Annotated in this window: 4 protein-coding genes; all 4 read right to left on the reverse strand. The window is 70.9% G+C overall.

Annotation, left to right across the window (positions count from 1 at the left end):
- Positions 1–5 precede the first annotated feature (5 nt).
- On the reverse strand, positions 6–3,503 hold the full coding sequence (locus AC3ITN_RS14485) for a hybrid sensor histidine kinase/response regulator (protein WP_489392940.1): 3,498 nt from the start codon (positions 3,501–3,503) through the stop codon (positions 6–8).
- A gap of 158 nt (positions 3,504–3,661) precedes the next feature.
- A complete protein-coding gene (locus tag AC3ITN_RS14490) occupies positions 3,662–6,880 on the reverse strand; it encodes a two-component regulator propeller domain-containing protein (RefSeq protein WP_489390951.1) in 3,219 nt (1,072 codons plus the stop codon).
- Positions 6,877–10,371, reverse strand: coding sequence for an ATP-binding protein (locus AC3ITN_RS14495; RefSeq protein WP_489390952.1), 3,495 nt, complete (start codon positions 10,369–10,371; stop codon positions 6,877–6,879). The genes AC3ITN_RS14490 and AC3ITN_RS14495 overlap by 4 nt, the downstream gene beginning before the upstream one ends.
- Before the next feature lie 160 nt (positions 10,372–10,531).
- On the reverse strand, positions 10,532–14,092 hold the full coding sequence (locus AC3ITN_RS14500) for a hybrid sensor histidine kinase/response regulator (protein WP_313346797.1): 3,561 nt from the start codon (positions 14,090–14,092) through the stop codon (positions 10,532–10,534).
- Positions 14,093–14,203: the final 111 nt, after the last annotated feature.

Genomic DNA, 14,203 nt, shown 5'->3' on the forward strand with positions numbered 1-14,203 from the left:
ATGCGTTACAACCGCGCGTCCACCAGAACCCGCGCGATTGCCTGCTCCAGCAGGTCGCCGGTCACCGGCTTGCGCAGGAAGCCCTGCAGGCCGGCATCGCGCACCTGCTGTTCGATGCCCGGGTCCGTGCGCGCCGTGACGGCCACCAACGGCATGTCATAGCCCTGGTTGCGCAGGTGCCCGGCGAGCTCCATCCCGCCCAGTCCAGGCAGGTCAAGGTCGAGCAGCGCCACGTCGAACGGTGCATCACTGACTTCGCGCAATGCCGCCAGCGCATGCATGGCATGCACCACCTCATGCCCCCGCGCGCCCAGCAGGCCCACGATCACGCTCGCCACCGTCTCGTCGTCCTCGACCAGCAGGATGCGCAGCGGCGGCAGCGGCTGCCCTTCGGAAACACCGGCCGCGCCCACGCTCGCGTCCGCCATCTGCAGCGGCAGCGGCAGGCTCACGCTGAAACGCGTTCCCACGCCCAACTGGCTCTCCACGCCGATCTGCCCCTGCATCGCCAGCGCCAGTTCGCGGCAGATCGCCAGGCCCAGCCCACTGCCACCATACTGCGCCGCGGTTCGCGCACCGTCGGCCTGCTCGAAGCGTCGGAACAGCCGCTGCTGCTGGTCGCTGCTGATGCCCGGCCCGGTGTCGGACACCTCGAAATACAGCCCGCGCTCGGGCGACGCCGCACGCACCGCGAGGCGCACCTCGCCGTGGCTGGTGAACTTCACCGCATTGCCCAGCAGGTTGAGCAGGATCTGCCGCACCCGCACCGCGTCACCCACGCTGAAGATACCGGGTGGCAATGCGTTGTCGACCACGAAGCGAAGCTTCTTCTGCTCGGCCAGCGCCGCCATCAGCATGCACACATCGTCGATCAATCCCTGCAGCGGGAACGGCTGCGTCTGCAGCTGCAGGCGCCCCGATTCGATCCGTGCCAGGTCCAGCGCATCGTTCACCAGGTGCAGCAGGTGCTCACCGGCATGCCGGATGGACTCGGTATAGCTGCGCTGCTGCGGGCTCAACGGCGAGCTCAGCAGCAGTTCGCTCATGCCCAGCACGCCGGTCATCGGCGTGCGCACCTCGTGGCCCAGGTTGGCCAGGAAGCGGGTCTTGGCCGCCGATGCCTGCTCGGCCAGTTCCTGCTTCTGCAGCGCCAGCTGGTACGCATGTCGACGCTGCAGACGACGCCGGTACAGCCACGCGAACAGGCTCATCAGCAGCAGCGCGATGGAGGTCAGCACCAGCAGGCCGGACAGGCTGCGCCACCAGGGTGGCAACACGCGGAAATCGAGGACCTGCACGCGCGACCAGACCAGGTCGGCCGAGCGCGCCTGCACTTCGAGCCGGTAGCGCCCCGGCGGCAGGCTGGAGAACACGCGCTCGCCACCGGGCCCGACGTCCACCCAGTCCGGGTCGTAGCCGGCCAGGCGGTAGCGGTAGCTGTTGGACGACGAATCGGCGAAGGACAACAGCCGCGCCACGATGCGCAGGTCGCGATCGGCGTCTGCGATCTCCAGCGGGGCCAGATGGGTCAGGTCGAGCACGCGTTCGCCACGGCGCACTTCCACCCGCTCGATCACCAGCGGCGCCCGCCGCGTTGCCGGCCGCACCTGGTCCGGGTCGAACAGCACCACGCCGGCCGGGGTACCGCCGGCGATGTGCCCACTGGCGGTCCGGATCAACGTGCCCCGGCGGAATTCCTGGCTCGGCAGGCCATCGCGCACGCCGTACTGGCGCACGCTGTCCTGTTTGGTGTTCACCCGGATCAGGCCGCGCGCACTGGCGGCCCAGACGATGTCCTGTGTGTCGACCACCAGGCCCGTCGCCGACAGCTCCGGGTAGCCGGCGGCCCCACCGATCTGCGCCAGGCGTTGCAGCCGGCCGCCGCTCCAGCGGTACCGGGTCAGCCGCCCTTCCTCGGACACCCAGACGCTGTCGTCGTTGGCACGCGCCATGGCAAGGATGCTGGTCGTGGTGCCGCCGGGCATCGGCGCGAAGTTCGCGTGCGCGGATACCCACCGCATCACGCCCTGGCTGGTGGCCAGCCACAGTTCGTCCTGCGGGCCGCACATCAGGCCCTGCACCAGCTGCCCTGCCGCCAGGCCGGCCTGGCCGGGCCCGATCTGCTGCAGCACGCGTCCGTCCAGGTCGCGCTGCTGCAGGCCACCGGACGCATGGCTCCACACCGTTCCCCCATCGCACAGCACCAGCGTTTCCACCACGCCTTCCAGCACGGCATCCGCCGGCGCATCACGCCCCCAGCGACGCAACGAGGCATCCCTTGGGTCATAGCGCAGCAGCGCATCATGCGAACCGATCCACACCTGGCCGCGTGCGTCTTCCACCACCGACTGCAACCACTGCGAGCCGTCCACCCAGGTGCGATGCTGTTCAACGCGGCCCGTGACCGGGTCGAAACGGTCCAGCGCACCATGCGTGCCGACCGTCCACACCCCGCCGTTGGACGACGGCGCCATGCCCAGCACATAGCCGTTGCGCAGCGAGGCGGGATCATCTTCCAGCCGCGACAGCACCGAGAACTGCCACCAGCGCGGCAGCAGGTGCCACAGGCCACTGTTGGTGCTGGCCAGCCAGATGCCGCCCTCGCGGTCTTCATACGCGCCGGTCCAGTTGGGCCGGACCTGGCCGCGTGCAACCGCGCTGTACAGCGGCACCTGCTGGAACTGGTTCTGGTAGGCCCGGCCGAGTCCCGAGCGCGTGTCGAGCCAGTGCCCGCCCTGCTCGTCGCGCAGCATCATGCCCAGCACCTGGTCGCCCTCCCCCACCTTCCACGGCGCAGGTTCGAAGCGACCGTCGGGGCGCCGCACCACCACCCCGGCATTGGTGCTGATCCACAGGCTGCCGTCCAGCTCGGCGGTCAGTCCGTTGACCACCGGCGTGGGCAGCTTCGATGCCGGCACCCGTTCAAAGTCATGCCCGGTCCAGCGCGCCAGACCGGCCTTGGTGCCGATCCACAGGCTGCCATCGCGGGTGGTGGCCATGTGCGAGATCGAGTCCGCCGGCAGGCTGCGCGGATTGCCCGGCTCGGGCATGAAGCGGGTGATCGCACCGTTGCGATCCAGCCGGTGCAGCCCCCCGCCATAGGTCCCGAACCACAGCGCACCGTCACCGGTGGAGGCCAGGCTCCAGATCGTGTTGCTGCCGATCACCGGGTTGCTGGTGCGGTCGAAGAAACGCAGCTCGCGCCGGTCTGCCGACATCATCGCCAGGCCTGCGTTCTCCGTACCGATCCACAGCTGGTTGCGCGCATCCACGTGCACGCTCCATACGTGGTTGTCGCGCAGACCATCTTCGGCGCGCCATATCCGGTAGTTGCGCCCGTCGAACCGCGCCAGCCCGTCATTGGTGGCCAGCCACAGGTACCCGTAGCCGTCCTCGGCCATGCGGTTGACGGTGTTGGACGGCAGGCCATCGAACACGGTCAGTTGTCGCGGCGTCGGCGGTACAGGCTGCGCCGCCACCAGCGACGGCCACAGCCACAGCATCCCGAACAGGAGCAGCCAACGCGTAGGCACCACCAATGGATCTCCCGGAGCGGTTCAAGGTCGGGCCGCGCAGCACGGCCGACCGGGCAGGACCCGCCGCACGTGGCGCGGGCCCGCTGGGGTAGATGGTAAACGCTTCGCCCGGCGGCGACGAACCGTCAGCCAGGCCAGGCCTTGTCCAGCGCGGCCTGCAGCGTGGCGGTGCAGGCGGGCTTGCGCAGCAGTGCCGCGCCCCCGGCGGCGGTGACCTGCCCCTCCAGCCCGGGCGTGTCCCGGTCGCTCATCACCAGCACCGGGGCACTCACCCCTTGGGCGCGCAGCATCCCGAGCAGCGAGAGCCCGTCGACACCGGGCAACGCCAGATCCAACAGCACCAGGTCCACGGGCGCGGACGCCAGTTCGGTCAACGCCGCCAGCGCGTGCGCGGCATGCACGGCCTGGTACCCCTGCGCGGCCAACAGCCCGCAAACGCGCGCGCCGGCGGCCGCATCACCGTCCACCAGCAGCACCCGGCGACCCGGGCCGGAGGGGGCCACGGCGTGGGCCCCACACTGCGCCGGCAGGCACGCGTCGGCCGGCATCGGCAGGCTGACCAGCACCCGCCACTGCCGCCCCGCACCGGCATGGACACGCAGCGTGCCTCCCAGCGCCCGGGCCATGCGCCTGGCGCGCGCCAACGCCGTGGACAAGGCCGCCGGCGACGGCGCCGGTATGGCCCTCCCCGCACCGGGTCCGAATGGCATCCGGCGACCGGCCGTTCCGCTGGCCGCGAAGTCCAGCAGCAGGCCCTCGCGACCTGGCCGCCACCCCACCTGCAGGATGATGCGCCCGGCCCCCGTCCGCGACCCGAGTGTGCGTGACACGCTGTCCAGCATCTGGACCAGACGGTCAGGATCACCGTGCGCGCGCGCCCCCGGCGCCACATGCACGCAGAGGCTCAACGCCGTGCCATGCCTGCACGAGGGCAGCACCCGCCGGGCCAGCCACTGGCGGTGCACCTGCGCCACATCGAACGGCAACGACTGCACGGGCGCGCAGCCGGCTTCCAGCCGTGCTTCGTCCAGGGCCTGGTTGACCCGCTGAAGCACGCGCAGCCCCCCTTGCCGGATGCGCTCCATCTGCGCCCGCTGGGTGGCATGCAGCGGAGAAGCGAGCAGCAGTTCGCTCATGCCCAACATGCCGGTCAGTGGCGTCCGCACCTCATGGCCCAGCGTGGCCAGGTACTGCTCTTTGGCGTGCGCCGTGCGCAGCGCGAGCGCCAGCCGCTGCTCCGAGGCCTGCGCGCGACGGGTCCGCGCCAGTCGCCGCAGTGCGGCCCACGAACCACCCCCGAGCAGCAATGCGCCGGCAGTCGCGCGCAAGCCGACAGTCGTCGGGTGATGCCAGCCGCTACGGTCTACCTGCAGCAGCAAGGAGTGGGTGGCCGACCAGCCGCCGCCAGGCAGCCGTGCCTGGAACTCCAGGCGGTGTTCGCCTGGCGGCAGCTGCGGAAATCCGCGGGTGCCGGTAGTTCCCACGCGTATCCAGTCGCGGTCGAGCCCGCCCAGGCGGAAGCGATACTGCTGGCCCGCCTCCATCGCCGTGCCGAGCAACCGGATGCCGACCTGGATGTCGCGGTCGCCCGGTCGCAACTGCAGCACGGGCTGCGGCGCCAGCACCTGCAGTTGCCCATCGCGGTGCAGTTGCACCCGCTCGACCACCAGCGCGGGTTCGCCGGGGCACGCAGCCAATCCTGCGGGATCGAAGCGCACCGCCGCGCGTTCCTCCGGGAGCGCCAGCATATGTGCACCGTCTGCCCGCAACGCTGCGTTGAACACGGCCTCGGGAACACCATCGCTGCGCGTGTACAGCCGCACCTGCCCCTCGCGCGGGCGCAGCCGCAGCAGCCCTCGCGCGCTGGTGGCCCACACCGCGCCGTGCGCGTCGGTCGCCAACGCGTTCAGCTGCACCATCGGCAGGCCGTGCCGCGCATCCACGACCACGCCGGGTCGCGCCACGTTGCCGTTGATCTGGTAGCGCACCACGCGGCCCGCGCCGGCCACCCACAGCGCCCCGTCGTCGGCAACGTGCAGCGCACTGATCTCGCCCTCCACGCCGGCCACTGGATGGAAGCGCCCTGCGCTCCAGCGCGCGAGGCCATGCCGCCCGCCCCACCACAGGCCTTGCGCCCCATCGCAGTGCACGGCCGACGCGCCTTCCGGCCAGGCGTTGTCCGGATCCTCCCGGGCCCAGCGCCGTACCCGCGCACCGCCGGGGGGCAGGCGCTCCATCTCCCGCGTGCCGATCCGCCAGCGGCTGCCATCGGTACAGACCAGCGCCTGCATCGGCTGCCCGGGTGTCAGCCGTATCCCCGCCACGGCCGGCCGTGCCGACACGGCAGCCTCGGCCGGCATGAAGTGCTGCCAGTGCGGCGGCAAACGCCACACGCCGCGTTGGACGCCCAGCAGCCATACGCCGCCGTGCCTGTCCTCGAGGGCTGCGCGGAACTGCGGCACGGGACTGCCGGCCGGCGCAAGGGCCACCCCGGAAAGCGGTCCGCCATCGCTGTGCCACAGCAGTGCCCCGTCACCCAGCCAAGGCCCGCCACGGCGTGCGGCGCCCAGCGCGCGCGCGTCGGTGCCTGCATCCACTGGCTCCAGGCGCCCGCCCTGCACGGATCGCCACGGCCCTGCCGCGCCCCCCACCCAGAGCCGCCCCGTCGCATCGACCACCAGCGCCGTCACCGGCGCGGTGCCCAGCAGGCCAGGTTCAGTCGCGAAGAAGCGTCCGTCGCGCCAGCGCGCCAGCCCACGAGGGGTCCCCACCCACAGTGAGCCATCGGCAGTCATGGCCAGGTGCTCGACCGTGCGATCGGGCACGCCATCGCCGCGCCGGGTGGGCAGGTACTGGCGCAGCCGCCGCTCGGGTCCCAGCCGGAACAGGCCTGCGTCGCGCGTGCCGAACCAGATCGTGCCGTCCGGGGCGGGCAGCACCACGCTGATCGCGGTGCCCGCCAGCGACGGGAAACGCGCGCCGTCGAACACCTCGACATGCCCCCGATCGGGAGACATCCGCATCAGCTGGCCATCGCCGGTACCGATCCACAACTGGTCGCGTGCGTCGGAGGCAATGGCCAGCAGCTGGTTGTCGGCCAATCCCTGCTCGATCCGCCAGACCTTGAAACGATGGCCATCGAAACGCGCCAAGCCGTCCTCCGTGGCGAACCACAGATAACCATGGCGATCTTCCACGATCTGGTGCACGGCATTGGAGGGCAGCCCATCGGCGCTGGTGAAGCGCTGTGCGTCGTGGGGCGTCGCATGTGCCGCGCCGCTGAGCGCCAGCCCCAGCAGCACGCCGCACAGCGTCCTCCCGACGGCAGCCCATGTCTCCCTCACGCGGGCGCCCGGCATCGCGCGATACCGGCCGCCAGTCGCGCGCTGGTCAAGGGCAGACGCAGGAACAGATCGAAGCCTCCCGCGCGCGCATCCCGTTCGGCGCATGCGTCGGCCCGCGGTGTCAGGGCCAGCCGAGGCACGCCCGGCCACAGCCACGGCAGCCGGGCGTTGAGCCGCGCGCCGCCGGCCAGCATGTCCGGGTCGGCGGCGATCAGGTCCCACGGTCCGGGGTCGACATCGCGCATCCATCCGTCCAGGTCGTCCACCCCGGTCACCCGGTGACCTTGTGCACGCAGCAGCGCACAGACCACGTCGGCGGCATCGGCCGACGGCAGCAGCACCATCACCCGCAGGCTGCGCGCCTCCGCGTCGCCGCCGCTTGCCGTCTCGGTCGCCGCCGACGACGCCACCAACGAGGGCGCTGGCGACCACGGCAATACGAGCTGGAACCGGGTACCACGCCCGGGATGGCTTTCGACCTCGATGTCGCCGCCCATCGCCCGCGCGAGGTCGCGGCTGATGGCCAACCCCAGGCCGCTTCCGCCGTGCCGGGCCGCCGTCTGCGCGCCTTCGGCCTGACGAAAGCGCTGGAACAGCCCGTGCACCTGGTCGGCGCTCATGCCCGGACCGGTGTCGTCGACGCCCAGCACCACCCCCTGCCCATCGCGGCCCGCGCGCGCGCTCAGGCAGACCTGCCCGCGGGCGGTGAACTTCACTGCGTTGCCCAGCAGGTTGAGCAGGATCTGGCGCAGGCGCTGCACGTCGCCGTGGAAACACGCGTCCCCATCGAACGTGCTGCTCCAGTGCAGTGACAACCCCTTGCCGTGTGCGACCGGCAGCTGCAGCGCATGCAGCTCGCGCAGCAAGGGCTCGAGTGCGAACGGCGCGCCCTGCAGCTGCAACCGGCCCGACTCGATGCTGGCCAGGTCCAGTGCATCGTCCATCAGGTGCAGCAGGTGGTGGCCCGCCTGCTGCAGGCTGCCGATCTGTTGGCGCTGGATCGGCGACAGCGGGGAGTGCAGCAGCAACTCGCTCCACCCCAGCACGGGTGTAAGCGGGGAACGGACCTGCCGGCCCAGCTCGGCCAGGAAGCGGCTGCGTTGCGCCGAGTCCTGTTCGGCGCGTATCCGCCCGGCGCGCGCCTGCCTTCGCCGGTCGCGCCACCGACGCTGGCGCTGGTGCAGGCGGGCCAGCAGGATCGCCACCGTGCACAGCGCACCCACGATCGTCGCGCGACCGGCACCGGTCTCCCACCACAGCGGCACCACCCGCAGCGATACCTGCCGCACCGCCGACCAGGGTCCCTCGGCATGCCGTGCCTGCATCAACAGCACGTGCTCGCCCGGCGGCAGCCGCGCGAACAGTCGCTGGGCGACCGGACCGGTATCGATCCAGCCGGGGTCCTGCCCGAGCAGCCGGAAGCGGTACTGGATGCGATCCGGATCGCCGCGACCGAGCAGGCTGACGGCCACCCGCACCGTGCGATCGGCGGTGCTGAGCAACACCGGCACTGCATCCAGCGGTACCGGCAGGAGACGGCCCTGGCGACGCCGGCTGATGGCCTCCACCACCAGCACCGGCACCTGATCGGGCTCACGCAGCGCACGCGGATCAAAGGCCAGCAGGCCACCCTCACCCATCCTCGCCAGCAACGCGCCCGACCCCAGCCGCAGCAGCGCCTGGCCCAGTACTTCCTGCACCGGCAGGCCCTGCGCATGTCCCAGCAGCCGCACGTCGCCCCGGCGTGGTCCTACCCGCACCAGTCCACGCGCCGTGCCTGCCCAGGCGGCGCCGTCGGTGCCTACCGCAAGCGCGTCCGCACGCAGCTGCGGGTAACCTTCCGCCGCAGCCACACGACGCAGCCGCTGAAGGCGGCCCCGATCAAGGCGATAGTGTTCCAATGCGCCGTGGCGACTGACCCATAGCGTGCCATCGTCGGCTTCGGCTACTGCCGCCGCCATGCCCCCGCTGTCCCCGTCGAGCGGCTCGAACCGCTCACGGCCCGATGACCAGCGCATCATTCCCTCCGGATCGGTGGCGAACACGTTGCCATCCCGGGTACACAGCAGCTGCCGCGCCGGCACGTCGGCGGTCAATCCGAGCGCCGCCGGCACGGTACTGCGCAGCAACGTTCCCGCGGCCGACCACTGTTGTATCGCCTGTGGATGCGACAACCACAGCTGCGTGTCCGCGCAGCGGTGCAGGGTGATCGCGGCGTGGCGCGTACCCAGCCCCGTGCGCCATTCCTGCCACTGGCGGCGAGCGGGATCGTAGCGGGCCAGGCGGTCCGCGCTGGCCGTCCAGACCCGGCCGGCAGCGTCTTCGGTCAGGCCGATCGCCAGCGCGCCGTCACCTGCGTGCGCGTAACCGATGTGCTCGCTGCTGCGCCCGTCGCGCAGGTCCAACCGCTGCAGGCGGCCCCCCCTGCCCATCACCCAGGCATGGTGTTCGCCCGATGCGGCCAGCGCCACTGCGGGCGGGCTGCGTAATCCAGGCCCGCCTGCCTGCACGCCAGGCAATGCGCTGAACTGCCGCCAGCGCGCGGAAAGCCACCACACCCCATGCCGCTCGGTCACCCACCACAGATCGCCATGGCGGTCCTGCAGTGCCTGGCGCACGACCACCGGCCCGGGCGCCGGATGCAGCGCAACCGGACGCGCCTGGTCACCATCGCGCCATTGCAGCACGCCATCGCGCTGCTGCCAGAGGACCGCATCCGCGCTGCGCAGCACGCTGCGCGTCCGCAGCGGCCCGGCCCGCACCCGCTGCCCGGCATCAAGCGCCCAGGTTCCGCGCGCGGTGCCCACTTCGATGCCGCCCTGCGGGTCCGGCCACAGCGACTGCACCGGCGCCACCACCGGCAGCGGGACAGTCAGGAACGCGTTCCCGTCCCAGCGCCAGAGTGTCGTTCCTGCGCCCGCCCAGAGCGCGCCGGCGGCATCGCGGGCGAGCATGCCCACCGCGTCGTCCTTCAACGGATGATGCTGCCAGCGCGCCTGCCGCGGGGGTAAGCCATACAGGCGCCGGTCGTCGCCGATCACCCAGACCCAGCCGTCGCGCGTGCTCGTCACCTGACGCACGTGACCGGTACGGATCGCCGCCGGTGCCGACGCATCGACGCGCTGGAAGCCATTGCGGCTGGGGCCCATCATCACCAGGCCGCGCGTCGCCGTGCCCAGCCACAGCCGGTCCTGGGCGTCGACGTGCAGCGTGCGAACGTCGGCGTCCGGCAGGCCTTCGTCGTGCCGCCAAAGACGGTAGCGCTGGCCATCGAAGCGCATCAGCCCATCGCTGCCGGCCAACCACAGATAGCCGGTCGCATCTTCGGCGATCTCCCGTACGTGGGGATCGGGCAGGCCATCGGCGGCGCCAAGCTGGCGCGGCCACGGCACCTGCACGACGAGGGCGGAGACCAGACCCGGCCAGGCCAACCCCGCGACCAGCAGCAGGGTGGCCAGTTGCCCACGCGGGGCGACTCGCGGACGCGTCACCGTCTAACGCAGCGGCATCATTCTCATTCCTGCCACGGTAGAGGCACCCGTGCCAGGTTGCACGATGCGTTCTGTAAAGAGATCACACCAGCGCGAATCAAGTTTCAAATCAATTGCAGGATTCGACAACACGCAGACTATGAAAGGGCGACGCCCGCGCTCAGCGGTCGGGCATGCGGGCCGCGCGGGACGCACGGGCCTGCGCGATGGCATCGACCAGCAGGTCGCCGGTGACCGGCTTGCGCAGGAAACCGTCGAAGCCGCCTGCCAGCACCTGCTGCTCGGCATACGCGTCCGAGCGCGCGGTGACCGCGATGAGCGGCAACTCATAGCCCATCCCCCGCAGTTGCCCGGCAATGGCAATGCCGTCCAGCGCGGGCAGATCGAGATCGAGCAGACCCACGTCGAAGGCGCCAGCCGTTATTTCCGACAGCGCGGCAAGACCATGCAACGCGTGCACCACGGTGTGCCCGCGCGCGCGCAGCAGGCCGGCGATGACCTCGGCGACCGTGGCGTCGTCCTCGACCAGCAGGATGCGCAGTGGCGGCAGCTCGATCCGCGCCCCATCCTGAGGGGCATGGTTGTCCGCACCGCCCCGGACACGCCACGGCAGGGGCAGGTGTACGGTGAACCGCGCGCCCTGCCCCAGCTGGCTGTCGATGCCGATGCGTCCGCCCATCGCCACCGCCAGCTCCTGGCAGATGGCCAGGCCCAGCCCACTGCCGCCATAGCGCGAGGCGGTGCGCGGGCCGTCGGCCTGCTCGAAGCGATGGAACAGCCGATGCTGCTGGTCCTCGTTGATGCCCGGTCCGGTGTCGGACACCTCGAACACAACGCCCAGGCCCTCGCCGAGCAGTTCGATCCCCAGGCCGACGTGGCCCTGCTCGGTGAACTTGATGGCATTGCCCAGCAGGTTCATCAGGATCTGCCGGACCCGCATCTCATCGCCGCTGACCTGCACCGGACCGGGCAGGTTGAAGCTGCGTTCGAAGGCCAGGCCGCGGTGATGCGCCATCGGTTCCATCAGCGCTTCCACCTGGGTCAGCATCGACATCAGGTCGAACGGACGGATGTCCAGCTCCAGCCGGCCCGCCTCGATGCGTGCCAGGTCCAGCGCATCGTTGACCAGCCGCAGCAGGTGGGTGCCGGCGTGCTGGATGGACGCGGCATAGCCGCGCTGAAGCTCGTCCAGCGGCGTGGCCAGCAACAGTTCGCTCATGCCCAGCACACCGGTCATCGGTGTACGCACTTCGTGCCCCAGAGTGGCCAGGAAGCGGCTCTTGGCCTGCGAGGCCTGTTCGGCGATCTGCTGCTTGTGCACGGTCAACTGCCACTGCTGGCGTCGGCGCAGCCGTGCGCGTGCGACCAGCAGCAGTACCGCGATCAACAGCAGCCACAGGATCAGGTAACCGAAAATGGCCCAGCCGCTGCGCCACCAGGGCGGCTGCACCTGCACACTGATGGTGCGCGACGGCGTCCACGCGCCGTGTGGCGTGGCCGCCTGTACGTCGATGGCGTACTGGCCTGACGGCAGCCGCGAAAGCAGGCGCTCGCCCTCGGCACTCTGCATCACCCAGTTCTGGTCGTAGCCCGAGACGCGGTAACGGTAGCGGTTGCCCATGGGGCTGGCATACGACAGCAACCGCGCGGAGATGATCAGGTCGCGATCGTCCGGCCCCAGCAGCACCGGCGCATTGACCGGCAGCGACTGCTGACCCTCGGCGTCGTCGCGGCGCACCTGGATGGTGTCGATCACCAGCTGCGAGGGCGGCAGCTGCAGGTCGGCGGCATCCGGGTCGAACCCCACCAGCCCGGTCGCCGTCACGGCCAGCACCCGCCCATCGGCGGCGCGCACCGGCGGGCGTCCGCTGAACTCGACATCCGGCAGCCCATCGCGTTCGCCGTACAGCCGCAGGCGCCGCTCCGTGGAATGCCAGCACACCAGGCCACGCGGCGTGGTCGCCCAGACCTGGCCATTGCGACCGAGCACCACACCGCCCATCGACACCGGCGGCAGGCCCTGCGCGGCCCCGACGCGCTCGCGCAGGGTCATGCTCAATCCGTCCCAGCGGTAGCGCTCCAGTCTGCCGTCGCGCGCCATCCACACGTCATCCGGACCCGCCCACGCGATGTCGTAGACCATGCCCTCGGAGACGCCGGGTACGCGTTCGAAACGGTCCTGCTGCCAGCGCATCAGGCCCATGTCGCCCATGATCCACAGCTGGCCGCGCGGGTCGAACGCCATCTGCTCCACCGGGTTCTCGGTCAACCCCCGGCCCTCTTCGATACGGATGGAGTCGAGCAGGTTGCCCTGCGCGTCGCGGCGCTGGATGCCGAAGTTCATGATCGACAGCCACAGGTCGCCATTGGGCGCCTGGCGGATCAGGTCGATGCGTTGGCGCACATCGGCTCCCCCGCCGATCTTCCACTCGCGCAGCTGCTTCGACTGTGGCTGGTACAAGCCCAGCCGGCCGGCCCGGCCGATCCACAGCGCGCCGTCGGCACGCGGCAGCACGGACCAGATGGCGCCCACACCGAGCTGTTTGTCGTCGGCGATCTGGCGCAGGCGCCCCGTGTCGTCCAGGTGGTACAGCCCATGCGCGCCGGCAATGTAATACGCGTTGCCCGCGGCGGCCACGCCGAGCAGGTAGACGCTGTCGAGCGGCTTGCCCTCGAGCTGGTACCAGGTCGAGAAGCGCTTCCAGTCCGGTGGCAGGTAGGCCAGGCCTTGGGTCAGCATGGCCACCCACAGGCCGCCTTCGTGGTCCTGCAGCATGTCCAGCACGCCGCTGCGTTCGGTCAGGAAGCCACTGCCACCATCGCCGGCAAGCAGGCGAAGGGTGTGCTCATCGCCGCGATACAGGCCGTCTGCGGTGCCCAGCCAGTAGCCGCCGTTGCGGTCATGCACGACCGTGGCGGCGCGCACGTCGGCACCGAGCGTCCACGGTGCCGGGCGCACGCTGCCGTCGACGCCGATACGGAACAGGCCGCCTTCGGTACCGGCCCAGACCGTGCCGTCCGGGTCGCGGGTCAGGCGGAACACGCTCTTGCTGCCCAGCACGGCCGGTGCGATGCGGGTGAAGCCACGGCCGTCCCACCGTGCCACGCCGCTGCCGGTGCCCACCCACACGCGCCCTTGGGGATCGGTCAGCAGGCTGTAGATGGTGTCGTCGGGAAGGCTGCGCGGGTCGGCTGGATCGGCGCGGTACTGCAGCAGCGTGCCGTCCTCGTCGCGCCGGCAGATGCCATGGCGGTTGGTACCGATCCACAGCGACTTGGCCGCGTAGGCCAGGGACCAGAACTGTCCCTCGCAGCGCTCGTTGAGCTCGGGGAAGCGCTCGAAGCGCTCGCGCCCCGGTCCCAGCATGCTCAGCCCGACGCCATTGCTGCCAACCCAGACCCGGTCCAGTGGATCGATCAGCAGCGTCTCGATCTCATTGCCGGGCAGCGAACCCGGGTCGTCCGGCTCATGCCGCCACACGCGCAGGCCCACGCCATCGACACGGGCCAGGCCATCGTCGGTGGCCGCCCAGATATAGCCCTGGCGATCCTGCGCCAGCGCGAGCACCATGCGCGAGGGCATGCCTTCGGCCGCACCGAGGCGGCGCATCCGGGGTGTTTCTGCCGATGTCCCTGCGGCCCACAACACTGATGACACCGAATACAACGCCAGTGCCAGCAGCACGATGCCTGCCCGCCAGCCGCGCGTGCCCACTGCCATCGAGTTCTCCCTGTAGCCTGCGATTGTCACACAGCGGCCGTTGCAACGTCCCGCTGGACGCGCCGGGGCCACCACGATCTGTTGCATCCATGGAGCTGCCAGCCATCACGG

The organism is Stenotrophomonas sp. KH_036_B (assembly GCF_057839485.1).